Source organism: Psychrobacter sp. JCM 18903 (genome assembly GCF_000586475.1).
Lineage (GTDB): Bacteria > Pseudomonadota > Gammaproteobacteria > Pseudomonadales > Moraxellaceae > Psychrobacter.
The window spans coordinates 19,269-44,105 of record NZ_BAWJ01000006.1; the positions used below are offsets into that span (position 1 = coordinate 19,269).

Annotated in this window: 22 protein-coding genes and 5 pseudogenes; 20 read left to right on the forward strand and 7 right to left on the reverse strand. The window is 42.8% G+C overall.

Going from position 1 to position 24,837, the window contains the following annotated elements; translation table 11 throughout:
- The gene (locus TT12_RS05495; protein ID WP_045452826.1) at positions 1 to 333 is read left to right on the forward strand and encodes a YnfA family protein; all 333 of its coding nucleotides are present in this window, start codon (positions 1 to 3) and stop codon (positions 331 to 333) included.
- Positions 334 to 422: 89 nt separating this feature from the next.
- Here TT12_RS05495 and TT12_RS18240 read toward each other — a convergent pair whose 3' ends face one another.
- On the reverse strand, positions 423 to 545 hold the full coding sequence (locus TT12_RS18240) for a hypothetical protein (protein ID WP_020443648.1): 123 nt from the start codon (positions 543 to 545) through the stop codon (positions 423 to 425).
- 396 nt (positions 546 to 941) lie between these two features.
- Between TT12_RS18240 and TT12_RS05500 the strand changes: the two genes are divergently transcribed.
- From TT12_RS05500 to radA, 12 genes and pseudogenes are all read left to right on the forward strand, one after another.
- On the forward strand, positions 942 to 1,565 hold the full coding sequence (locus tag TT12_RS05500) for a 6-pyruvoyl trahydropterin synthase family protein (RefSeq protein ID WP_045452830.1): 624 nt from the start codon (positions 942 to 944) through the stop codon (positions 1,563 to 1,565).
- A pseudogene (gene tsaE / locus TT12_RS05505) lies at positions 1,558 to 2,080 on the forward strand (tRNA (adenosine(37)-N6)-threonylcarbamoyltransferase complex ATPase subunit type 1 TsaE). The gene TT12_RS05500 and the pseudogene tsaE overlap by 8 nt, the downstream one beginning before the upstream one ends.
- 90 nt (positions 2,081 to 2,170) lie before the next feature.
- Entirely contained in the window at positions 2,171 to 2,587 is a 417-nt protein-coding gene (gene mutL, locus TT12_RS19315; protein WP_502685167.1) for a DNA mismatch repair endonuclease MutL, read from the forward strand.
- Entirely contained in the window at positions 2,566 to 4,038 is a 1,473-nt protein-coding gene (locus TT12_RS05510) for a DNA mismatch repair MutL family protein (protein WP_502685168.1), read from the forward strand. The genes mutL and TT12_RS05510 overlap by 22 nt, the downstream gene beginning before the upstream one ends.
- Before the next feature lie 89 nt (positions 4,039 to 4,127).
- Positions 4,128 to 5,276 carry a tRNA (adenosine(37)-N6)-dimethylallyltransferase MiaA gene (gene miaA / locus TT12_RS05515; protein ID WP_045453054.1) on the forward strand — a complete coding sequence of 383 codons (1,149 nt, stop codon included), beginning with the start codon at positions 4,128 to 4,130 and terminating at the stop codon, positions 5,274 to 5,276.
- 471 nt (positions 5,277 to 5,747) lie between these two features.
- The gene (gene hfq / locus TT12_RS05520) at positions 5,748 to 6,281 is read left to right on the forward strand and encodes an RNA chaperone Hfq (protein WP_045452833.1); all 534 of its coding nucleotides are present in this window, start codon (positions 5,748 to 5,750) and stop codon (positions 6,279 to 6,281) included.
- Between the two features lie 213 nt (positions 6,282 to 6,494).
- Positions 6,495 to 7,487, forward strand: a complete 993-nt coding sequence (locus TT12_RS05525) for a KpsF/GutQ family sugar-phosphate isomerase (RefSeq protein ID WP_045452836.1) — start codon at positions 6,495 to 6,497, stop codon at positions 7,485 to 7,487.
- A 99-nt stretch (positions 7,488 to 7,586) separates the two neighbouring features.
- Positions 7,587 to 8,153: a KdsC family phosphatase gene (locus TT12_RS05530; protein WP_045453057.1), complete on the forward strand. Its 567-nt coding sequence runs from the start codon at positions 7,587 to 7,589 to the stop codon at positions 8,151 to 8,153.
- Positions 8,150 to 8,620, forward strand: a complete 471-nt coding sequence (gene lptC / locus TT12_RS05535) for an LPS export ABC transporter periplasmic protein LptC (RefSeq protein ID WP_243443412.1) — start codon at positions 8,150 to 8,152, stop codon at positions 8,618 to 8,620. Before TT12_RS05530 ends, lptC begins: the two co-directional genes overlap by 4 nt.
- 203 nt (positions 8,621 to 8,823) lie before the next feature.
- Positions 8,824 to 9,402, forward strand: coding sequence for a lipopolysaccharide transport periplasmic protein LptA (lptA, locus tag TT12_RS05540; protein ID WP_045452840.1), 579 nt, complete (start codon positions 8,824 to 8,826; stop codon positions 9,400 to 9,402).
- A gap of 79 nt (positions 9,403 to 9,481) precedes the next feature.
- Positions 9,482 to 10,261 (forward strand): LPS export ABC transporter ATP-binding protein, encoded by a 780-nt coding sequence (lptB, locus tag TT12_RS05545; protein WP_045452843.1) that lies wholly within the window; start codon positions 9,482 to 9,484, stop codon positions 10,259 to 10,261.
- Between the two features lie 356 nt (positions 10,262 to 10,617).
- Positions 10,618 to 12,056: pseudogene (gene radA, locus TT12_RS05550) on the forward strand (DNA repair protein RadA).
- A gap of 169 nt (positions 12,057 to 12,225) precedes the next feature.
- Here the strand turns inward: radA and TT12_RS19320 are convergent.
- Positions 12,226 to 12,567, reverse strand: a pseudogene (locus TT12_RS19320) (septal ring lytic transglycosylase RlpA family protein); the annotation flags it as partial.
- A 1,167-nt stretch (positions 12,568 to 13,734) separates the two neighbouring features.
- Entirely contained in the window at positions 13,735 to 14,901 is a 1,167-nt protein-coding gene (gene rodA, locus TT12_RS05560; RefSeq protein ID WP_045452847.1) for a rod shape-determining protein RodA, read from the reverse strand.
- A 263-nt stretch (positions 14,902 to 15,164) separates the two neighbouring features.
- Here rodA and TT12_RS16730 point away from each other — a divergent pair, with 263 nt between their 5' ends.
- From TT12_RS16730 to TT12_RS05575, 3 genes are all read left to right on the forward strand, one after another.
- Positions 15,165 to 15,584, forward strand: coding sequence for a hypothetical protein (locus TT12_RS16730; protein ID WP_045452850.1), 420 nt, complete (start codon positions 15,165 to 15,167; stop codon positions 15,582 to 15,584).
- Positions 15,585 to 15,743: 159 nt separating this feature from the next.
- Entirely contained in the window at positions 15,744 to 16,106 is a 363-nt protein-coding gene (locus tag TT12_RS16735; RefSeq protein WP_243443413.1) for a D-Ala-D-Ala carboxypeptidase family metallohydrolase, read from the forward strand.
- A 204-nt stretch (positions 16,107 to 16,310) separates the two neighbouring features.
- The gene (locus tag TT12_RS05575) at positions 16,311 to 16,865 is read left to right on the forward strand and encodes a hypothetical protein (RefSeq protein ID WP_045452853.1); all 555 of its coding nucleotides are present in this window, start codon (positions 16,311 to 16,313) and stop codon (positions 16,863 to 16,865) included.
- 121 nt (positions 16,866 to 16,986) lie between these two features.
- Here the strand turns inward: TT12_RS05575 and TT12_RS16740 are convergent.
- The 4 genes and pseudogenes from TT12_RS16740 to TT12_RS15335 form a co-directional block, all read right to left on the reverse strand.
- Positions 16,987 to 17,726 (reverse strand): annotated as a pseudogene (locus TT12_RS16740) (M16 family metallopeptidase).
- 20 nt (positions 17,727 to 17,746) lie between these two features.
- A complete protein-coding gene (locus tag TT12_RS16745) occupies positions 17,747 to 18,409 on the reverse strand; it encodes a M16 family metallopeptidase (RefSeq protein WP_243443414.1) in 663 nt (220 codons plus the stop codon).
- Between the two features lie 192 nt (positions 18,410 to 18,601).
- Positions 18,602 to 20,097: pseudogene (locus TT12_RS05585) on the reverse strand (M16 family metallopeptidase); the annotation flags it as partial.
- A 98-nt stretch (positions 20,098 to 20,195) separates the two neighbouring features.
- The gene (locus TT12_RS15335) at positions 20,196 to 20,360 is read right to left on the reverse strand and encodes a hypothetical protein (protein ID WP_157908393.1); all 165 of its coding nucleotides are present in this window, start codon (positions 20,358 to 20,360) and stop codon (positions 20,196 to 20,198) included.
- Between the two features lie 353 nt (positions 20,361 to 20,713).
- On the opposite strand from TT12_RS15335, the gene ftsY reads away from it, so the two are divergent.
- The 4 genes from ftsY (at position 20,714) to TT12_RS15345 (ending at position 24,828) form a co-directional block, all read left to right on the forward strand.
- The gene (gene ftsY / locus TT12_RS18840; protein WP_306304329.1) at positions 20,714 to 22,138 is read left to right on the forward strand and encodes a signal recognition particle-docking protein FtsY; all 1,425 of its coding nucleotides are present in this window, start codon (positions 20,714 to 20,716) and stop codon (positions 22,136 to 22,138) included.
- Between the two features lie 65 nt (positions 22,139 to 22,203).
- Complete coding sequence (locus TT12_RS05595; protein WP_045452856.1) at positions 22,204 to 22,776, forward strand: methylated-DNA--[protein]-cysteine S-methyltransferase; 573 nt, start codon at positions 22,204 to 22,206, stop codon at positions 22,774 to 22,776.
- Positions 22,777 to 22,879: 103 nt separating this feature from the next.
- A complete protein-coding gene (locus TT12_RS15340) occupies positions 22,880 to 23,842 on the forward strand; it encodes an oxidoreductase (RefSeq protein ID WP_207804002.1) in 963 nt (320 codons plus the stop codon).
- A complete protein-coding gene (locus TT12_RS15345; protein WP_279378813.1) occupies positions 23,791 to 24,828 on the forward strand; it encodes an FAD-dependent oxidoreductase in 1,038 nt (345 codons plus the stop codon). Before TT12_RS15340 ends, TT12_RS15345 begins: the two co-directional genes overlap by 52 nt.
- Positions 24,829 to 24,837: the final 9 nt, after the last annotated feature.

Consider the following 24,837-nt stretch of genomic DNA (forward strand, 5'->3'; position numbering starts at 1 on the left):
TTGGCTGAATTAAAAACCGTTGGACTGTTTGCACTGACCGCATTAGCAGAGATTGCGGGCTGCTATTTGCCTTATCTATGGCTGCGAGAAGGTAAGTCTATTTGGCTGCTTGTCCCTGGCGTACTAAGCTTGGTCGCTTTCGTTTGGCTGTTGTCTTTACATCCTGCCGCAGCTGGTAGAGTCTACGCGGCTTATGGCGGCGTGTATATTTCGATGGCTATTTTATGGTTATGGGCGGTGAATGGTATCAGGCCGACCACGTGGGATATAGTAGGTTCTGCGGTTGCGTTATTAGGCATGGCAATTATTATGTTTGCGCCGCGCGGTGCTTAGCATAAAGACCGCACCTAGCATAAAAAATGCCGATCAAACCGTGAGGTTCGATTGACATAGATTTAAGTGACACAATGATACACTAAATATTAATGTTTACCTAAGATACTGCCGTTGTCGTCTTTCTTAGATTGTTTGGCGGCTTTTTTCTCTTTTGCCGTTAATAGCGGTTTCTTTTTTACGTTCTTTTTACTGTCTTGACCTTTACTCATGGTTTTTTCCTCTTGAGATAAGCCGTAATACCTTTTAAGCCAATGTAAATAGCTGAAAGGTTAGATTAACGCTGATGACGCAAATAGTGCGTACTGCAATGAGTATATGCTTAAGGGGTCGCAATAGATAGCGCTAGCACAATTCACCTACGATTTGAGTCAATCCTGTATCCATCCCTTGTTTGATGCTCCTTCTAAAAATTTATCTGATAAATGGGTTGTATAAGTAGATTTTCGATGCCATGGATTTATTTAGTCAATACTGCTATTAATAAGTGCTTACTTACGGAGTCATCACGATTTGCTATAATAAGCCACAAGCCGATAAGTCATCGCGGCAAAATTTTATAATATTCATATTTAGCATAAAAATGCTTACTGTTTTGGTTGATTGTTATGCGTATCCGTAAACTTTTTAAATTTGAAAATGCACATATTGTGCGTAATTGTAGCTCTGAGCGCTGCAAACACTCTATCCATGGTCATAGTTATCAGATTGAGCTGATTCTTGAGGCTAAGCGCTTAGATCATGGGCAAATGGTCTATGATTTTGGCTTATTAAAATCGTCTATCAAGGACATTATCGATAGCTTTGATCACGCGATTTGTTTTTGGAATAAAGACGACCCTGAGTATGTCGCTGCCTGTAAAAAATTCAGTGCGCGCTGGATAAGCTTGCCAGTATCGCCATCGGCAGAGCAGTTTTCACGCGTGATATTCTTTTGGGCGCAAGAAGTTCTAAAACAAACCCAAATGCAAAACGGTGAATCTGATGTCAGCGTTTACTCGGTGATTGCACACGAAACTGCTACCGGTTACGCGCAGTGCTTTGCTGATGATGTGGCGAACGAGCAAATGGGTAAGCTTCATCTAGAAGCGTTTGAGTTTAGCGATCAAGTCAGTGCCGAGTGGCATGACCCTGAGCTATATGCCAAATTGATCCGCGGTGAAAGCTTTATCAACCCAACGGTGACGATGCAGGTACAGACTCAAGTGCAGGCAGGTAAGCCTGATGCCTAATAGTACAACAGAGGACAAAAATGCTAAGACGCTGATACTGTATACAGAAGCTGATACTCAGCGTTTGGCTGCGCAATTGGCAGCTTTACCCTTGACAGGTAGTGTCTGGTTGGCAGGTGATTTAGGGCAGGTAAAACGACTCTGACTCGCTATTGGTTGCAGGCGCTCGGGCATGCAGGTGCCGTCAAAAGCCCGACTTATACCTTGGTTGAGCCTTATAGCATCGAGCAAAAAGACGGCTCAGTCAAGCCAGTTTACCACGCGGATTTGTATCGTCTGCAAGACCCAGAAGAGCTGTCTTTTATCGGTTTTGATGAATATCTGGATGAGCAAACGCGTTGGTTATCATCGAATGGGCCAGCCGCGCAGACAGCTATTTACCGCCGCCCACCTTGTTTATTGATATGACGCAAGCTACTAGCACTGACAATGATAGCGAGTTGCGTCAAGTTAAGCTGCGTCTATCGAAGGCTTGGCAAGCGCAAGACTTAGATTTATCCTCTGTCAAGATTTAATTATACATTTGAATGTTCAACAGACCTTAATATAAGTCATCAATATCTGCCAGTACTACTTATCATCACGTAAAACAACGATACTTCTTAATGCCACAAATGCCAGACAATCATTCTTATACTCGCATCAAAAAACTATCGCCGCTGCTTATTAATCAATTGGCAGCGGGTGAGGTAGTGACACGCCCAGCAGCCGTAGTCAAAGAGCTGCTAGAAAACGCCATTGACGCTGGTGCGACCAATATTGAGATACATATTACCCAAGGCGGCATGGGTATGATTGAAGTGGTCGACAATGGCGTGGGTATTCATCCCGATGATATGGTCATGGCAATTACCCGTCATGCAACCAGTAAAATAGCGGATGTCGCTAACTTACACGGTATTACGACGTTGGGTTTTCGCGGGGAGGCGTTGGCGGCGACGGCGGCAGTATCTCGGCTGACTTTAACCAGTAGCATGATGACAGTGGCATCGGTCGCCAGTTGCAAGTCGCAGGTGTGTTAGATGATGCGCCAAAGCTCATGCCAGTTGTGCATCATCGTGGTACGACCATTACGGTTAAAGATTTATATTTTAATGTACCAGCACGCCGTGGCAATTTGAAATCTATTGCGACGGAGTTCGGTCATATCGAAACGATTGTGCGCGAAGTGGCTTTGGCGCGAGCAGATGTGGCACTGACGCTCTTTCATGACCATAAAAAACGATTGTCACTTTCTTCAAGTGCGATGTCTTTAAGTACGATGTCTTCAACTACAAGGCTTTCAAATTCAAAGTCTTTAAGTGCCGTTTCTACAAATGCTAATGGCAATAATAATGTCAATCCTTTGCCATTATCACGTCTTGAGCAAGCGACTGGGTTGTCGTTAACCAAAAAGGCGTTAGAAATAGCGATAGATCTCACCAGTTTAATGCAGTCATCTAGAGAGTATGTTAATAATAGCTTTGGCGATCAAGCAAGCGTTAATGGTTGGTTATGGCCTATCACTGATTCGCAGGACACCTTACCAAAGTTAATCTATGTGAATGGCAGACTGGTAAAAGAAGCATTGATAAGCAATCAGCTACGCCAACTTGCCCAAACTGCTCAGTTGGTAGGAATTGGCTATGCGCTTTATTTTGATTTGCCCACTCAGTGGCTCAATATCAATGTGCATCCCTCTAAACATCGTATCAAAATAAGTCCGCTCAATAATATTATGGCGCATGTAAGCCATGCGATTCGGACAAAACTTAAGACAGTAGTGACTACAGAGACGATCAGTTCTACTAATGCTAATGATGCTATTCAAATACTAGGTAATAGTCAGATAGTAGATAGTAATCTGTCTATCGATAATGCATTCGCTACTGTAATGCCAAACACATCAACGACCATAATGCCAAACACATCAACGACCATTCATTCAAGCAAAAGCCATCAGGTAAAAGCGCCCAAACAATCCTATCAGTTGTCAGAAGATAGGTATTCGCCTCAAACCTTAAACGTACCAAGTGTTTCTGAGAAAATAAGTCAAAACACCAGAGGTATCGCTAACGATGTCGCAATACATTCGATATCTTTGCCTTATTGCCTAGACGTTGTTACTCATTTAAATGAAGCATTAACCGAATCTGTTGGCACAACATATAGTGAGAATAAAGCACTGCCTTGGCTATTGTTTTATCATCAAAGCCAATGTGTATTGATCGGTGCAGAGAATTGGCAATCAAAGATGCGTTCATTATTTGAGTCAAGTTTACTTAGCAATAGGGAATATAAAAAAGATCAATGGTTGCACAGTGCAAATGACATTAATCAACAACTTGCCACCGTGAGCATGCAGATGTCAAAGCAAGATTTGATGGTGTTCTTGGCGGATATCGACGCGTTACTGACTCAGCATGCGATTAAAGCGATAGATGGTAATCAACTAGCAACATTGATGCTATTATCTGCGCCTGAGTCAAGATAGCTATAACGACAAAAAAATATAATAAGCAAATTTTAGCAATGACAACGCTCAAGTTTATTGCTACTAATATCATTAATAAAGGCAAGCCTATGCAACTTTCATCTGACAGCTCATCTTATCGCCTAAACGCCAATTTAGCAGATAATAGCGTGGTGTGTTTGATGGCGCCGACAGCAAGTGGCAAGACTGCACTGGCTTATGAGTTATATGATACAGGGCGTTATGAGCTAATTTCAGTAGATTCAGCGCTGATTTATCGTGATATGAATATCGGTACGGCAAAACCAACCGCTATTGAGTTGGCGCGTTATCCACATCATTTGGTTGATATTATCGATCCTATGCAGAGCTATAGCGTCGCCGAATTTGTGAATGACGTTGCCGGTTTGATTGATAGCTGTCACGAGAATGGCAAAATACCGTTGCTGGTTGGCGGTACTATGATGTATTACATGGCACTGCTAGACGGGCTATCTCCAGTACCTGACAGTGATGATAGTGTTCGCGCACGTGTGGAGCAGTGGCGGCAAGATGAAGGCATTAGTGCACTATATGACTATTTGGGTGAGATAGATCCGATTAGCCATGAGCGTCTTAATGCGACGGATACTCAGCGTATCACCCGAGCAGTTGAAGTTTATCTGCAAACTGATATCCCTATAAGTGAATGGCAGCGAAAGCCCAAGCAGGCATTGGCAAATAATCCCAATCAGCAATGGCATGCATTGACAGTCATGCCTGATCGTCCATGGTTGCATACACGTATCGAGCAACGTTTAGATATCATGTGGAATGACGGGTTGGTGACTGAGGTCATTGGTCTGCTGGAGCGCTATCCTTTAACACCAAATCTACCATCTATGCGCTGCGTTGGTTATCGACAAGTACTAGAATACCTAGTACATATCGATCACCCAGTATTTGAACAGCCTCATCTAGACAAAGCGCAATTTTACAGTACTTTTGAAGTGCTCCAGTCTTCAGCTCAATCAAGCTTGTCTGATGGTGCGACCGAGGCACTTGCTTGTCAGCAAATGCAAAATAAGGCATTATATGCGACAAGACAATTGGCAAAACGTCAGTACACATGGTTACGCAAAGTTATGCAATTGCCTAGTACTTCCATGAATGGGGCGATAGCAGCCGATACCTTTAGCGAGGAAGGCTATTCTATAGACCGCAATATGGTGGTAAAAGCATTCACGACGATGGCGCAGGCAAGAGACTATTTATATTAAATCTATCAATGATACTAAAGCCATCAGTTATAGCAAAACCACTATCGCCCCAAAATATGGTATGAGTTAATACCTTATAAATACAATATGGTGTACTAAAAATATAGTATTGCAAAAAGCTCTATGCAACTATTAGAAAGTAATGACAATTAGTATCAAAATATATCGTAGATAGCTGTTATAATTTAAATTCATCAAAATAGTAGGTGTAGTATTAGCCTAACTGTTTTTTTAATCAATATTAATTGACGTTTGTTGATAAAAATAACTAATGAAACAACTAGTTACTTAATTATTTACAATAATAATGTATTCGCGATAAAGTGGAATCACTTAAGAACAAGTAGCGTTTATTTAGATACGTTTTATAAAGAAAATTTATTATTGTATCTGCCGTTAGCCATTATAATTAAATTAACACTTAAAATAATTGGCACTAAAACATAATTAATAATATTTAGGAGAGCTCTCATGTCAAAAGGACAAACTTTACAAGATCCGTTTTTGAACTCGCTGCGCAAAGATCGCATTCCTGTCTCTATTTTTTTGGTCAATGGTATCAAGCTGCAAGGTCAGATTGAATCATTTGATCAGTACGTGGTATTGCTCAAAAACACTGTCAGTCAAATGGTATACAAACACGCTATCTCAACCGTCGTGCCGGCACGTAATCCACGTAGCAGTACGACAACGACAGGTACGAGTACTCAATCGCAAAGCGCTGCTCCAGCAGGTTATCAAGGCGGCGGATTTGAACGCGGTAGTAATCCTGCTAGCACAGGTGGCTTTGAAGAGCGCGGCTTTGCGTCTAATCGCAGTGGTTTTAATCGTGGCGGCTTTAGCCAAGGTCAAGACCGTGGTTTTGAGCGTGGTAGCTTTGGTCAGAGTCAGGAGCGTGGCTTTGAGCGTGGCGGTTTTGGTCAAGACCGTGGCTTCGAAAACCCAGCAGATAATACGGGTTTTGAGGAAAAACCAAATGATGGATCTAATGATAATAATGGTTAGAGACCAAGATTCATTATCGAAGGTGCATTACTAATACGTGATTTATCCGATCAAAACCTGCTTTTATAGTGGGTTTTTTTGTATAAATAAACGTATAATAATGGTCTAAAATGACGTGCCGAGTTGTTAGCGATTGGTTTCGTAGATTATTATTAATATTGGGCATAGTATAGTAAAATACAGTATTGATTCATTATAAAATAGAGCGAATCCATGAGTAATACCCAAATCAATCTAACCCATGAGCAGTTTATTAGTAAGGCCATCGAAGCGATTAACACTGAGATATCGGCATTGGCTTTACTAACAGAGCAGATAGACGATAGGTTTGCACAAGCATGCGATATTATTTTGGCTTGCAAGGGTCGAGTCGTGGTCACTGGTATGGGTAAGTCAGGATTGATTGGGCGTAAAATAGCGGCGACGTTTGCCTCTACTGGCACGCCAGCCTTTTTTATGCATCCTGGTGAAGCTGGGCATGGCGATTTAGGCATGTTGGTAAAAGGTGATGTATTGCTTGCTATCTCTAACTCTGGTGAGTCCGATGAGATTAAGATGCTGCTGCCAGTGGTTAAACACCTAAATATTCCACTGATTAGTATTAGCCGTGATAAGCGTGGTATGTTGCCTCGTGCCGCGAACATTGTGCTGACGCTCGGTAAATCGCAAGAGGCTTGTCCACTTAATCTTGCTCCTACTTCCAGTACCACGGCGACCTTAGCGCTTGGCGATGCATTGGCCGTTGCCTTAGTCCATGCGCGCAACTTTACCTCAGAAGATTTTGCATTATCGCATCCAGCAGGCGCATTAGGTCGTCAGCTGCTAACGCGAGTTGAAGATTTAATGCATACTAAGTCAGAAGATTTGCCGCTTATTCATCAGCAAGCGCCACTACAAGAAGCGCTTTTTACTATGTCTGCTGGGCGCTTAGGAATGACGGTGGTGACCGATGATAATGATAAGGTGGTTGGGGTATTTACAGATGGTGACCTACGCCGTGGTCTAGAAAAAGGCATCGATTTGCAAACGCCGATGGCTGAAGTAATGGTTAGTAATCCACGGCGCATTAGTAAGACCATGCGCGCATCAGATGCGCTCAGTGTGATGAATGAAAATGGTATTAGCCAGTTGCTAATTATTGACGACCAAGATCGTTTAGAAGCAATTATTACGGTACATGATTTGCTACAAGCCGGTGTAAAATAAATAGCATTAATAAAGATATCGGTTTATACAGTATAGATTCGCACAGTATCGATTTATAACAATAAAATGTAAAAAATAGCCTTAAGAAAGAGGGATATGATGCAAGACTTAATCAAAAAAGCCGGACAAGTAAAGCTGTTGATAATGGATGTCGATGGTATTTTATCAAACGGTCAAATTATCTATGATGCCAATGGTATCGAGACCAAGGCCTTTTCTGTCCATGATGGCGTAGGCGTTAAGTCGTTAGCACGTTATGGCATTTTGACGGCTATTATTACAGGTCGTAGCAGTGCCATGGTAGATAAGCGCGCCGCGGAAATGGGCGTTAATTATGTGGTGCAAGGTCGTGATGATAAGCTGGTTGCTTTAAATGAGCTGCTAACCATACTTGATCCAGCGCTCAATATCACGGCTGCTGATTGCGCTTATATGGGCGATGATTTACCAGACATTAAAGCGATGCAGACCGTTGGATTTGCTGCAACAGTACCCAATGCGCATGCTGAAGTCATCAATCGCAGTGACATGGTCACCACCCGAGCAGGTGGCACTGGCGCTGTACGTGAAGTATGTGACCTCATTTTGAAAGGTCATGGACACTATCAAGACTTCATCGCGCACTATACGCTTGATGCAGCAAAAACTCAGGATAATTTTTCGTGAATACTCGTGTTTTAATAGTTCTTGCCTTGATTATTGCTGGTATTGCAGGTTGGTTTTTTCAACAGCAAGGAGAGATAGCGCCGCCAGTTAGCATGGAAGCGACCGATGTTGATTATGAAGCAACAGATATCAAAGCGGTACAAACTAATGAGAAAGGCGAAACTGAGTATGAGCTGACTGCCAAAACATTGACGCACAATCCAGAGACCAATTTAGACGAGATGTCAGGCATCACTATGAATTGGGAGCCATCGGCAGAGCAGCGTTATCGTATTGAAGCGGGTAGTGCTGCTATCAGTCAGCAGACGGGTGAACTCAGCTTGTCAGGGGGCTTTTCACTGGTCAGTGAAGGCAATAAAGACGCGCCAGATATTGAACCGATAAAGGTGACAGGTAGTATCCTTAAAGGCAATACCAAATCAGGCAAGTATATAGTGACGCGCCTGTTAAGATTGAACAAGGCATGAATCGGTTTGAAGCTTCTAGCATGACCGCCAACCTTGAGACCGGTGAATATGAGTTTGGTCAAGTGGCTGTCGCTTTTACTCCAGCTGAACGCCAAGATAAAGCACTGTTTTGATCGCAGTAACTTTTATTGACTATGTAATAAAAATAGCAGCTAGCATAAAGTTTGCAAATCCTACTACCCATTATAAAACGAGTGATTTTTATGACATCTAAATTTTTGCCTACTTTGCGCTCATCATTAGCACGCTTCAATCTAACATCGTGCCGCTTGCGTCAATTACATGTGCTGCCAACGGTTATGCTGCTGGCACTACCACTTTACAGTCATGCGCTGCCATCAGATGCCAATCAAGAAATCAAACTATTGGCTGATAAAGCAACCTATAGTGAGCGTACAGGCGTTACCAGCTACTCGGGTAGTGTCATTATCACTCAAGGTACGTTTAAAATGACCGCTGATAACATTACGGTTAACCTATCACAGGGTCGCAGTATCAATTCAGCAGTAGCGACCGGACGCCCTGCAACCATGCAACAGGTAGTCACACAAGAAAAAGGGCTGGCAAAAGGTCAAGCCAATAAGATTGATTATAATGCGGTCACGGGTATTGTTACTTTGACGGGTAATGCTAAGTTGGTTCAAAATGGCGCAAGTTTTGCGGGTAATGTCATTCGTTATAGCCTAAAAGCTGGTGATGTTGAAGCAACTGCTGGCGGTAATCAGCGCGTAGAGTTGGTTTTTCCGCCCAGTAGTAATGGTAGCCAAAGTAGCATCCGCTAAAAATCTGAATGGTTAATGTAACTGTATCAACACCCTTTAGTGTATCAGTGCTTGAATTCTGCAACCGTATGAGTAAGTTATGAGTGATAATAAAAATACAAACCCTTTGGCAACCAATAATAACGCAGCACCTGCGACGCGACTATCAATGCAAAATCTAGGCAAACGCTATGGTAAGCGCTGGGTTGTAAAAGATGTCTCTTTCTCCGTAGAACAAGGGCAGGTCGTTGGTTTACTAGGTCCAAATGGTGCAGGGAAGACAACCAGCTTTTATATGGTAGTTGGGTTGGTCAATATGGACAAAGGCCGTGTCACTCTAGGAAAAATGGATCTGTCTAAATATGCCATGCATGAGCGTGCACGGGCAGGAATTGGTTACTTACCACAAGAGGCGTCTATTTTTCGAAAATTGTCTATCGAAGACAACATCTTGGCTATTTTAGAAACTCGTAAAGAATTGAATAAAAGCGAGCAAAAGCAAGAACTTGAAAAGTTAATCGGTGAGTTCCATTTAGAGCATGTACGAAAATCATTAGGCATGAGCGTATCAGGTGGTGAGCGTCGTCGCTGTGAAATTGCCCGTGCATTGGCGGCTGACCCAAAATTCATTTTATTAGATGAGCCATTTGCAGGCGTGGATCCTATCTCTGTTGGTGATATCAAAGACGTTATTTTGACCCTCAAAAATCGTGGTATTGGTGTTTTGATTACCGATCATAACGTTCGCGATACCTTGGCTATTTGTGAGAAAGCTTATATCGTCTCAGAAGGTGCTATTATCGCTGAGGGTACTTCTAGTGAAGTGTTAGAAAATGAATTGGTGAAAGCCGTTTATTTGGGTAAAGACTTTCACGTATAAATGAGGATGTGTTGAACATTGTGCTTGTCTCGAATACATTTTTGCTAAATGCGCATCGATTAGCTCTGCGTATTTTTAAATGTTCAATACATCCCTAATATTTCAACGTGTTTTTCGCGCTACTATTCACGCTGTCTGTTAAACTTATAATTTCCATTAAGTTCTCAAGACAGCGCTTGCTACTTTTCCTATATCTAGCTATTCATCATATTTAGCATTACCTCTTCTATAAGATCTAGTCCATCATACTGATGGCTAATTTATCTCAAAAATCATTCTCAAATTAACGCTTATCAGAGCGTCACGATATTTTATCAATTAATTTTGATTGGACACTTGAATAAGGTTCATACGTTATGGCAAAAAATAAGAGCAGTTATGTCTGTCAGCATTGCGGCGCGCATTTTGGCAAGTGGGCAGGGCAATGTACCGATTGCGGTGAATGGAATAGCTTGGTCGAAGCACCAAATGTGAGCATGCCGCATCACAATAAAAACGTTTCTAAACCAGCAGCAAATCGATCAGCCTCTCGTGAATTAGGTGGTGCACCATCAGGAAATTATTCGGGTACGCATAGTGCGGTCATGCCGCTTAATGCTGTGAGCGTAACGCTAGATACACGCTTACCAACTGGTATTAGTGAGTTTGATCGTGTACTTGGTGGAGGATTGGTTGCTGGTTCAGTCGTTTTAATCGGCGGTGATCCTGGTATCGGTAAATCGACGATTTTGCTGCAAACTGCGACTAATATGGCACGTGCCGACTCATTGGCAGGTAGCGCCTTGTATGTCACTGGTGAAGAATCATTGGCACAGGTTGCTATGCGCGCTAGGCGCTTAGATTTACCGGCTGATAGATTACGCGTACTGGCCGAAACCAATGTAGAGACTATTTGTGCCGCCTTGACTCAAGAGCAGCCCGCCATCGCTATTATTGACTCTATTCAAACCATTTATACGGATGCAATCAATTCTGCACCTGGCGGCGTCAGTCAAATTCGAGAGTCTGCGGCTATCTTGACTCGCTATGCCAAACAGACTGGCACCGCGCTATTCTTAGTGGGTCACGTGACCAAGGAAGGCACGCTCGCAGGGCCGCGCGTTCTTGAACACATGGTTGATACTGTCTTATATTTTGAAGGTCAATCAGACTCACGTTTTCGGATGATTCGTGCCGTCAAAAACCGCTTCGGTGCCGTCAACGAATTAGGTATTTTTGGTATGACAGATATGGGACTGAAAGAGGTCGCCAATCCATCAGCGATATTTTTGAGTCGCTATGACAAACCCGTTGCTGGATCTGTCGTCATGGTCAGCCGCGAAGGCACACGACCCTTGTTGGTGGAGGTACAAGCGTTAGTCGATGATTCGCAAGGCTCACCTAGACGAATGGCATTGGGATTGGATTTTCAGCGTCTGTCCATGCTGCTGGCCGTCATGCATCGTCATGGCGGTATTCATACCAGCGGACAAGATGTGTATGTCAACGTCGTCGGTGGTGTCAAGGTTATAGAGACTGGGTCTGACTTGGCAGTATTGTTGGCTTGTGCTCAAGTATTAAAGAAAAAGCCTTGCCATCGTCATTGGCTGTATTTGGTGAAGTGGGATTGTCGGGTGAAATCCGTCCTGTACCAAACGGTCAAGAACGTTTAAAGGAAGCGATGAAACATGGATTTAAGCACGCCATTATTCCAAAAGCCAATGCGCCTGCTAAGGATGCTCCTCAATTTAAAGGCATCAATGTGATTGCCGTTGAACGTCTCGATGATGCCATTGAGAGTGCATTTGAACTGTAAGGTGTAAGGTTAATCATTTTGATTACACCTTGTTTTATAAGTTATTGCTAAGCGCTACAGCTTTATTTGTAGCCTAATGGATACAATAAACTGAAACTATAAAAAAGCGCTAACACTGATGTGTTAGGCGCTTTTTATGGTCTAATACAAATAGACTGTTTTTTTAGAATTATGGTCCTGAAACGCGCTCAATAGCAACATTACCCACACCTTTACCCGTAATACCGAGTTTTTTGGCAGCACCATAAGACAAATCTAGCACACGATTACCATGGAATGGACCACGATCATTCACTTTTACCACGACGCTTTTACCATTGGTCTTATTCGTGACTTTAACATAGCAATTTAATGGCAGTGAGCGGTGCGCCGCTGTCAAACCATTCATATCGAATGTTTCGCCACTGGCTGTTTTACGACCATGGAATTTACGACCATACCAAGAGGCTAGGCCTGTTTGCTTGAATTTACTAACCGAGTTAGAGGCTACGGCTGTCAGACGCTCTAATACATCTTCATCATTAGTCAGTTGAGAGGTGTCACTGGCTAACAGCGAGCTGCTAAGTGCCAATGAAGTTGGTTGGCGTGCTGACTTCACCAAACTTGATGCACCATCATGCTGACGGCTAAGCTCACCAAGTACACGATCGATATGGGAGGCGTTATCTTGTGAAATCATCGCAAGAGAGGTTTTTGCTTCTACAGCATTTGCATTAGTAGCAACTGCGGAGCCAGCAAACAATACTGCTGACATGGTAAGTAAACCAGATAAACGCTTATTCATAGATACCTCTATAACTTATACTTTAAAATCTAACTCTAATAGTTCTAGACTGAGCGTGGCAATGTTAGACCAATCTAACAGCGTCACAAACTCTAAAGCCGCATCATCAATATTTTTTTCATATAATTATTGATACTAAACGTGGCTTTTATAGATTTTAAGGTATGGTAATTTTTCATTTTATTATCATAAGCGGGTCAGGATAATACGACCAAAGATACTTATGAAACGCTCAAATGACAGCTAACGATATTAGTAGAATACCCAATCTGAATACAAAGGTTGAGTACCGAGTCCGCTATATGTGCTATTTACAAACTTTCTAACATTGCTAAATTAATAAAGGTTTTAGAAGGCCTTACGTGTGTCTTTGTTATTAAACCGTTAATTAAGTAGTGTATTTGAAAGCTTGGAATCTACAATTCGCTAACTATACGTACGAGCTACAACCAAAATATAATTAAATGCAAAGTTTATTAGTAGCTATGTACGGGTTATGTATCAAAGTACAGTAAAACGAGGTTAACGCAATTATTTGTAAAAAACAAGGATTAAAATCTATCAGTACCAATTGGCAACGAAGTGTTTTAATGAGAAGAAATATGAGGGTATTTTTAATTATTTCAATTAAATCAATGGCTTGTATTTATTATTAAAAGTAGATAGGAGGATTTTTATGGCAAGTTATAGGACTTGCCATAAATGATGAAACAATAAAATTTGTTAGAAACTCTTAATTTGTTGTTGATTTATATTTATTTTCGACCATTTTGCATGTGACAACACTCTAAATGAAGACTTTAATTGGCTGGTTCATCCGCCTTACGACTTTTATATAACGCGTATTTTTTGATTTTTAACATGAATAGCATTAAGGTAAAGTTTGAATGTTCATTAGAGAATCACTGGTAACTGTGCATCAACTGGCTTGTGAGTGTGAATGGACATAAGTAGTCCAAATCCTGCCATCAAAGTGACGATCGCAGTACCGCCATAGCTAATGAATGGCAGAGGAACGCCAACGACGGGTAAAATACCACCAACCATACCCACATTAACGAACACATAAACAAAGAAAGACATGGCAATTGCACCCGCTAGTAATCTACTGTATACATCAGGATGGGTAAAAGCGATGTATAAGGCGCGCAGGAGTAAACAGGAATAAATGAACATTAATAAAATCACGCCCAACAAACCAAACTCTTCTGAAAAAGCCGCGATAATAAAATCAGTATGACCTTCTGGTAAAAAATGTAAATGCGACTGCGTGCCTTCTAAATAGCCCTTACCAGTGAGTCCACCCGCACCGATGGCGGTTTTTGACTGAATTATATTCCACCCCGCTCCTTGTACATCGGCTTCAGGATTGAGCAGTGTTAAGACACGGGTACGCTGATAATCATGTAATAGAAAATTCCAAGCAATCGCAATAAGCGGTATCGCTAATATGGCGGCAGCTGAAATCAATCGCCAAGACAACCCTGCCAAAAAAAGCACAAAAATACCACTGGCTGCCACCAATAGCGACGTCCCAAGATCAGGTTCTTTTGCAATTAATAATACAGGGACGATGATTAAGGCTAAGGTAATGACGATGCTAGATAGAGAGGGCGGTAGATCACGCTTGGATAAAAACCAAGCACACATCATTGGCATCCCAAGTTTCATAAATTCTGAGGGTTGCACACTGCCAAACCCTGGTAAATTAATCCAGCGCTGAGCACCCATACGTACTTCACCGATGATATCGACCAATACCAATAAAATTAATCCCATTACATAGAAGATGGGTGTAAAAGTGCGATAAAGGCTAGGCGGTATCTGTGCCATGATAAACATAACCGTAAAGGCCACACCATAGCTGACCATTTGACGTAATACCATACCGACATCTTGACCGGCCGCACTATATAAAATTGTCAAACCAATGCAGCAAACCGTCAATAAGAGGAGGGTCAACCATGGATCGATATGTATACGCTGCCATAACGATGGCGCATGGCCTTGGCCTAAATGATGGCTCTGACGTGAAAAACGGTATTGCGGATTAGAAGACATAGGCAAAGTGTGTCTGGCAATTGAGGTAAGAGGGAATTTTCAAATCAGATCAACATTTAAAGGTAATCGCACCATATCTATATCTATGCAAGTAAAATATCGTAGATAAAGTAACACATAAGAAATAAAGTCACATAATTATAAAAATTATAAGGATAAGTGTTAATTACCAATAACACGCCTCTGATTAGAGGCGATAGTTTAGCTTGCTTGCTGAAAATTTGATAGTATCGATAAAACGTTTTTAGCGGTAGCTTGTTGCAATGACCAATACAAAAAAATATCCTTATAAGCAGATTCACAAGCCTATGCTTGCACTACTTATGTGTGCCAGTAGCATCTCTGTTCATGCCGCTATTATCAGCGACAATAGTGAACGCCGTATCCAAGTACGTCAGGGTAGTAGCAGTAATGCTCACATCAGACCTTCGACGAATAATACAAGCTATAATTCTGGCGTTACCATGCTGAGTGGCGATAGCATGCAAGGATTGATTGCTCAAAAGCAGCTTGATTTTGATTTCGATGACAGTCTGTCTATTGAAGAAAATAAGCGCATGAATGTCAATCGGCGCGCGCTGCTTATAATACAACTTACAGTAATAACAGCTACAGCACTGCGAACAATACTTACAATAGTACTTATACTGACTCTATTAGTATGGATTTTAACGCGTGGTTGAATAGCAATAGCTACCGTGCTAGGCAAGTAGCAGATTTTCAACGCTACCTAAATTCGCGGGTAGCGCACAAAATGTACCGCCTATGTCGCAGTTGCTCACAACAGCACGAAGCTGGAGCAAATGTGGTTATGAGCCTTATCAGTTGCCACCGCAGGAGTTATGGGCAAATATCGTCCCAACATTACGTTTGTATGGCGAATTAAAGCATCAAGGGTTTTACCCACCAGTAGTGAAATACGCTCGGTATATCGCAGTCCTGGCCTTAATGGCTGTGCAGGCGGGGCCGATAGTAGCAAGCATATGAATGCCAGTGCTATCGACATCTGGGTGCCAGAGTATGAAGATAACTTATGGCGGCTCAGTACAATGCAAGATGGCCTATGCCAGTTTTGGCAATATCAGGGTCAATCTCATAATTTCGGTTTAGGGCTATATGCTACGGGTGCGATACATCTAGACACGGATGGTTATCGTAAATGGGGCTTTAATCATGCCAGCAGCTCATCTTCGTGCCGCTATTAAGTCATTTATGATCTATCAAAAAATCAAATAAATATAAGCCAGAGCGAATTAAAATAGAGTAAAAGCGCTATAATAATACTGATGAAAGGCAGTGCTAAATGATAAATAGTTTAGCATTAAAAAACTATGGCTAATGATCATTTAGTTTATGAAATCATATAGCGTCTATTGTAAGTAGGATTTATGAAGAAGCGGTATTCAACGATGGTGAAAACACATAAGTCTGATAAGCCAAAAAAAGCGTTTTTGCAATCAAATAACACGTATATGGCTTTGTTTGGTTCGGTCTTGCTATCTCTTTTATTGATCAGTGCTTGTAGCCCAGAAACGTTTTCTGAACAAGGCTCTCTAACAGCCGAAGATTCTGCTACTGATCCTGATAGAAACTTACAGGACGTTGAAGATATTGAAGATAATATCAAGAACTCTTACGCTCGGCTGGCTTCAAAGCGCTCAGATATCTGTCCAAAACTTATACAAGAAGAAATAGGTAGTCAGGTCGTTGAGCGTACTGCAGAAGTGATGGTGAATAATCATTGTGATTATTTCTTATACCCACGCAGTGGTCAGCAGATCTCGGTTAGCATTAACGACAGTCAAATTGAAGCACTACTCATAGTGCCAGCCCTGCATGACTTCGCCAATGGTGATTATCAAGTAGACTCTTATGACAAGCACGTGATTCGATTGACCTATAATGGTGCAACTTATAAGCCTGAAAATTTCATGTATGACGTGGCAGTGACTATTTCTGGTTAAGAGCATTATTTTTTGTATGGACAACCCACTATCGACTTTTATTACCACTCATAAAGAGTGCCAACCTATAAAGAAATGCTGGGCAATACTAAATAGTGTTGCCCAGCATTTCTTTGTGCGGCTATTTATTGGTCTTTTTATCTTTCCAAGGATCCTCTTGTCCAACGGTGATAATCAGGAAATCATCAGGCTTAAGGATATCTTGCATGGTTTGATTGACTTCTGATAGCTGTACTTGATCGATACGTTTGACATAATCAGTCAGATAGCTGTTTGGTAATTGATAAAAATTCATCATCCCAAGTAGGCCATTAATTCCCGCATTGCTCGCAAAACCCATCGGAAAGCTATTCTTAAGATTGTCCGTCGTTAAGCGCATTTCAGTGCTGGTAATACCTTTTTCTAAAGTGTCATTGATGACGGCTAAGCTGGCATCAATGGCCGCGCGCGCCTTGTCATTACGCGTTGAAAAACCGATTTGGTACGGTCCTCGTGCCAGCATGGGGTTCATAGAGCCTGATATGCCATAAGTGTAGCCCAAGTTTTGTCTAATCTCAGTCATGAGTCGCGCATTAAAATCACCGCCTGCAAGTACCTCATTACCAACCGCAAAGTTGGTTTGCTTCTGCTGAGACTGGGGATCGGTGGCGCGCTTATCTCCCAATTGTCCCATAAGTACGGTGGTTTGAGTACTTGGAAAGGGATATGAATGTGCTTGGCTTGGCTCAGTGGTTTTGGTTCAGGCAGCTCAGTTGCAGGCTGACCTTTCGGTAATTTGCTAGTGATATCTTCCGCAAGTTTTTTTGCTTGCTCTAAGGTTAGATTCCCAGTGATGGCAACAGAGGCATTTGCTGCGACCAAGTAGCGGTTTTTGAAATCTATTAGCTGTTGCTTTTCGATAGTAGGAACGCTTTCAAGCTACCCGCTGATGGATGGGCGTAAGGATGCTCGCCATACAATGCTTCGCTAAATGCAATGCTAGCAAGGCTGTTGGGATCTTGTTTTTGCTGCTGTAAACCAACCAATAATCGTGCTTTATTACGTGCTAGGATGCTGTCGTCAAAAGCGGGTTCGCTGAGCATCTGAGTCATTAAATCAACGGCTGGAAGTAGATGCTTATCATCAGATAAGCTACGTAGCGACACAATAAACATGTCTTTATAAGCACTACTATTTAGATTGATGCCCAAGGTTTCAACAGCGCGAGTAAATTCATTTTCGTCTAAGCGTTTAGAGCCTTGTGTCAACATAGTGGCAGTCATATTAGCAATACCAAAGCCTGTATTACTAATACTGCCATCACGGGCGCTACCAGCGTTAAAACGCAAGTCGATATCGACAATCGGTAAGGCTGTTGTTTGTACAAAACGTACGGGAACGCCTACCTTGGTTTTGAACTGCTGAATCGTTGGGATGGTAACGGTTAACGGTTTATCATCGTCAAGGCTGGTTAGCTTTGATAATGCGGCAATCGGTGCGCTCGTATCCACGGCCGCAGAGCCACGATATTCTTCAGCACCTGTTGTGTTCGCTTGTGCTGTCAACGTTGTTAGACCTAGCAAGATGCAAAGACTAAGATGCGACAGCTTTTGCATTATGGGGGTTGCTGATGGTATTGAGCTGCACGCTTTTTTTCTATTTTGCAACAAATCACTATTTTGAGTCATGGTTTTCTTCTTATAAATAAGGTCTTTATGATTGGCGCTTGTATCGAATAAAGAGCTAACACGGCACGATTATTTCTCTGTCGCTGCTTGGTTTTTAGGTGGTATGACATGCATCACTGTTAAATTGTCCTTTACTAAATACTTTTTGCTAGCAGCTTGTATGTCAGCAATCGTCACGTTATCGAGTTTGGTGGGCAATTTGGCAAGCAGCGTATCGTCAATACCGATAGACTGTAATGAGCCAATCATCTGCGCCTGACCTTCCATACTGTCTTGCGCATAGACGAGCCCTGTGACCGTATTGGTTTTGGCACGCTCGATTTCATCAGCAGCGATGGGATCGGTTTTGAGCTTTTCTATTTCAGCCATAATGGCTTGTTGTGCTTGCTCTAAGCTGACACCTTCACGTGGAGTCGCTTGTATCAAAAACAGTCCATCGCCACGATCTAGCAAGTCATATGAAGTGCCCACCGTGGTAAGCAGACCTTGTTCGCGTATCAATCGACTCTCAAGGCGGGCAGAGAGACCACCGTCTAATACATCTTGAGCCAGTGAGAGCGCATAAGCTTGTTTTTCATTAGCTGCACCAGCAGTGACGAGACTGGGTACGTTATAACCCATTAACAATACTGGCACTTGTACGGCTTGCTCGGAGTCGACTTTCTGATAGCCACGGAAGCCTTTTTGACTGACGGCAGGACGTTTAGGTAGATCGCTTGGTGTTAGCTCACCAAAGTAACGTTTGACTTGAGCCAATACCTCTTGCGGTTTAACGTCGCCAACGATGACTAACGTTGCATTGTTTGGTGCGTACCATGTTTTATACCAGTCTTTTAAATCTGTAAGGGTAATGGATTCAAGCTCATCCATCGGACCAATAACGGATTCGCCTTTTGGACTATTCGGGAGCGCCAATAAGCGAAATGACTCATAAGCCTTGGCAAGTGGATTATCATCAGTGCGTTGGCGGCGCTCCTCCATGACCACTTGGTGCTCTTTGGTAAATTCCTGCTCATTAAAAAGTAGGTTTTTCATACGATCCGCTTCTAGCTCTAATGCCAAAGGAAAACGGTTGGCAGGGAATAGCTCGTAATAGCCCGTATAGTCGTAGCTGGTAAACGCATTATTGACGCCGCCAAATTTAGCAATCAAGCGCTCATAGTCGTCGCTCGAAACGTTAGTAGTGCCTTTAAACATCATATGCTCAAGCAAATGCGAGATGCCCCCTTTATCCAGTGCTCATCTGCTGACCCAACTCGATACCAGATTTGAGTCATTACCACAGGTGCGCGATGGTCTTCTTTTACCACTACCTTTAGACCGTTTTCTAATTGATATTCGTGTCGACCTGACATATCCATGGTCAATGCTGATGAGGCTGAATGTCTTGACCTGATTTAGCGGTATTTAGCCCATCTTTACCCAAGGTATTTTGAATGACTGGCTTCTGAGCAGTCGACAATGTGTTGGCGCTGATAGTACTGGTTTGGCAAGCAGCAAGAGTCGTTGCTATTACTAAGGCGCAGGCAAGGCGTAGAGAGGCGGTAGGTAGGGATGACGATGATAAAGGCAGTGGCATGGTATATTCTACTTATATAAAATGGCAACTTGTAAATTGATCAGTGGTTAGATCACTCTCAATACTAGCGATAGATAGCAGGTTTTATAAAGATTTATGTGCCCCAACCATCACACTGGCTGTTGGCTTAAATTCTTGGGTGGTATTGCATCCTGTCGCAGATAGCACCAGTGTTGCTACTAATAAAGCTGCGCTGATGCTGATTGCTTTTTTACCGTACGTTTTGTCAGTGTTAGATAGTGATGGCATAGATAATTCCTAAAAATGAGGATTGAGTGAGCGATAGTGAAGTAATTGGTAAGTTTTGGAATAAGGCTTGTTCTACAATAAACTCTGGTAGAGTAGGCGAAGTTTAGCATGTGTAAGGTCAGATTTTTGTTGCCAAATCTTAAGCGAAACTTTCTAAAGGGATGGTGTGACTTGCCAGATTTGCAAAAATTGACGATAGGCTATGATGGTAAGGTCTGAGCACAACTCGAATTATGATAAACTAGGCTAAAAATTGACTGTCGTGGGTCATGACCTATGGCAAAAACATGACGACATACCAACCCATTTAAAATAATCAAATAACTGACCGTGATAACTTCTAGGGCAAGCTTATGAATAACTCCAATAATAGCAGTCGTGTAATCATTAATCTCGATGGCAATCTTGATGACCTAGATGACGATGATATTACCTTACCCAGTCTGCCTTCGCAATCTGTGCCCATTATTGATGAGAAAGAAGATGCAGGCTCTATCCAAGCGCCCAATGATCAAAGCATCGAAGATCAGCAAAAAGACAGCACGATAAACAAAGATGTCTCAAGTGCTGATGCGGCACAAAACATTGCTTTGGGTGCGCCAATTGTGAGGACAGAAGAGCAAAGCACGTCCAAAAACGCCTCTGAAAGCTTTATAAGCGCTTCATCAGCTGATAACGATAATAATAAAAATATTGATACTAAGCTTAGCACTATTTCTACTGCCCCAACCATGCCATTACAGGAGCAACTTGGGGATAGCCCAAATGTCAGTCCTGCGAGTAGTGCGGTACAAGCGACCACTCAAGCAGAAATCGAATCTACAGAGCTGCAAGAAAACAAGAAAAAAGGCAGCTGGTTTAACCGCATGAAAACGGGGCTAAGTAAGTCGCGTAAAAATCTTGCCGAAGGTATGGTCAGCATCCTGATCGGTGGCAAAGAGATTGATGATGAGCTATTGGAAGAAGTTGAAGATCAACTGCTGGTTGCCGATATCGGTGTCAACGCGACCAATCGTATTATCAAAAGTCTGACCGAGCAGACAGACCGTGGTGATTTGATTTATGCGCATTCATTATATAAAGCGTTGCAAACTGAATTGGTTGATATTTTAACGCCAAAAGTCGCACCACTCATTATTGATACCAGCAAAAAACCTTTTGTGATTTTAGTCGTGGGTGTTAATGGTGTGGGTAAAACCACGACAATTGGTAAACTTGCCAAGCGCTTACAAGGTGAAGGCAAATCCGTCATGTTGGCAGCTGGTGATACCTTCCGTGCCGCTGCTACTGAACAGCTACAAATTTGGGGTGAGCGTAATAACATTCCAGTCGTCGCTCAAGGTCACGGCTCTGATAGTGCTTCTGTTATCTTTGATGCCATGCAGTCTGCCAAAGCAAAAAATATTGATGTATTAATCGCTGATACTGCTGGACGCTTGCAGAATAAAACCCACCTGATGGCAGAGCTTGAAAAAGTGGTACGCGTCATGCGTAAAGCGGATCCAAGCGCACCGCACGAAGGCATGATTGTCCTCGATGCTGGCACGGGTCAAAATGCGATTAATCAAGTAGAACTCTTTAATAAAGTCGTACCATTAACGGGTATTACCATTACCAAACTAGATGGCACTGCAAAAGGTGGTGTGGTCTTTAATATTGCTGAAACGACGGATGTTCCTATTCGTTATATTGGTGTCGGTGAGTCGATTGATGATTTACGTGCCTTTAGTCCAAAACAATTTGTCGCTGCCTTATTTGAGACCGATGATAAAGAGTAGCGCTCGATAGGTGGTTTTAGTCGATGAACGATTTTTGAAAATATCATCATTTGAAAGGAAGCATCATGATAGTCACCACAGCCGCTTTTGGCGCACACCAGCTAACGTTAATTGCGAGTGTCAATGAGCATAGTCGTCCTAAGCTGGTTGAAGTCAACTGGCTGCAAGCGGGTGACTCTTGGCACAGCTCAAAATCTATTCCTAAACTTAAGAAACACTATGGGCTTGTCGATCAGAGCTTTACGTTCATCAATGAGGATAGCCTAAGCAAAAATGAGCCTGCCCAAGCGCTACTCATAGAGACTATAGCGCAATTAAAATCGTATTTTAAAGGTGATCGTCAGGCATTCGATTTGCCATTAGATATCAGCTTAGGAACCAAGTTTCAGCAACGAGTTTGGCAAGCGTTACAAGATATTGGCTATGGCGAAACAATAAGCTATGCGACACTGGCACAAAATGTCGCTAGTCCCAAAGGGTTTCGCGCGGTTGCTAATGCTAATAGTAAAAATCCTTTTAGCATTATCGTTCCGTGTCATCGAGTCATTGCTAGCGATGGTAAGCTTGGTGGCTATACAGGTGGACTGGATAAGAAAACATACTTGTTAGCGCTTGAAGGTGTCGAGGTTAAGCGTTAGTTCTTTTGATTGTACAAGTCTGATATCGTTTTTCCGATATAAATTTCCGATGCAAATAGTATCAATAGCATGTGTACAAAGGATAGGCTAAAAGTAGAATATTATGAATAATACGACCACTAAAATATCGGCTATGAAAATATTACAACCTATCATCATTGGTGGTGTCATCTTTAAAAACCGTACGATGTTTCCACCATTGACGACTGGCTATGAAGACAAAGACGGCAATATCAGCTCACAGAGCCGTGCCTTTTATACTCGTCTTGCCAAGGGTGGCACAGGCTATATCGTGTTAGGTGACGTCGCACCTGTCCGTAGTTTTGCGCCGACGCCTAAATTATTTGATGATAGCCAAATAGACAGTTTCCGGCTACTTGCTGATAATGTGCATGCTTACGGTGCCAAGCTTGGCGTGCAGATTTTTTATCCTGAGTATGACGTTAACGTCCTTAACGCCTTGTTTGCTGCTGGCGAGATGAACAAGGTACGCACCCAGCTCAATCATGACATGCAACATTTCGTTAATGAGGTGTCAGAAGACGCTTTGATGGATATTATCGACAAGATGTGTGCCTGTGCAGTGCGTGCACAAAAAGCGGGGGTAGATGTCATTCAGGTGCATGGCGACAGACTGGTCGGCGCGCTATGCAGCACACAAATGAACACGCGCACGGATAAGTTTGGCGGCTCTCTTGAGAATCGTACACGCTTTGCTTTGATGTTAGTAGAGGCACTAAAAAAAGTCGTACCAGATATGATTATCGATTATAAATTATCGGTTGTCACACCTGAACGCGGTAAAGGTGGTGTTGATGAAATCGACGCGCCAGAGTTTGCACAGTGGCTTGAAGCAGCTAACGTGGATATGTTGCATGTTGGGCAAGCGAACCATACGGGCAATATGGCAGACACGATCCCGCCGATGGGCGTGCAGCTTACTGCTTCTTTGCTGATATCACAGGTGCCGTTAAGCAAGCGGTTTCCATCCCGGTTAGCACCTCAGGGCGTATTATCGATCCTGACATGGGTGAGGGTATACTGCAAAATGGCAAGGCTGATATGATTGGGATTGGTCGTGCGCTCTTAGCGGATCCTGATTGGGCGAACAAGGTGGGCTCAGATAAAGCCACTGATATCGTTCGCTGTATATGCTGCAACGAAGGCTGCGTTGATAATGTCTTAAATCGCTCGTTTATTGCTTGCGTAGTCAATCCTGAAAATGGCTTTGAAGAAACGCGTTTTATTATGCCTGCTCAAATGAAGAAGAATGTTGTGGTCGTCGGTGGCGGTCCTGCAGGGTTGGAAGCTGCCCGTGTGGCTGCAAAGAAAGGTCATAGTGTAACCCTGTTTGAAACCGCTACTGAGCTGGGTGGGCAGTTGCACATCGCTGCCGTCCCGCCGCGTAAAAATGAAATACGCCGAGCCATAGAAGACTTGGTACATGCCGTACACACTCAGGGTGTAACGCTAAAATTGGGTCAAACAGCGAATATTCAAAGCATACTAGCGCTAGAGCCTTATGCTGTTATCGTCGCAGTCGGTGCGTCAAGTTTTATACCGCCAATTCCAGGTATAGATGGCAAAAACGTCTATGATGCGTGGCAGGTGCTGGCAGGTAAGTATAAAGTATCTGGGCGCGTGGCGGTAATCGGTGGTGGTGTGGTCGGCTGTGAGACCGCTGAATATCTTGCTACACAAGGCTGCAAGGTATCGATAATAGAGATGCGTGATCAGATTGGTAGTGATATCAGCGTGACTGTTTTACCTAGCATGCTCGAAAATTATAAGGCATACGGTGTAGAACAATATACTGGATATATGGTAACAAGCATTAACAGCGGTGAAGTAAGTTGCGAAGATAAAAATGGCAGTATTGCCCAAATTCCATACGACTATGTCGTTATCGCTAGTGGTGCGCGTCCCGTAGTCTTCGATACAGAGGCTTTGAGCGTTAAAGGTATTGAGGTCGTGCAGGTAGGTGATTGTTGTGAGGTTGCTGATATATCATATGCAACCAAGTCAGCATACGATGCAGCGAATGCGCTTTAGTAAATCCGA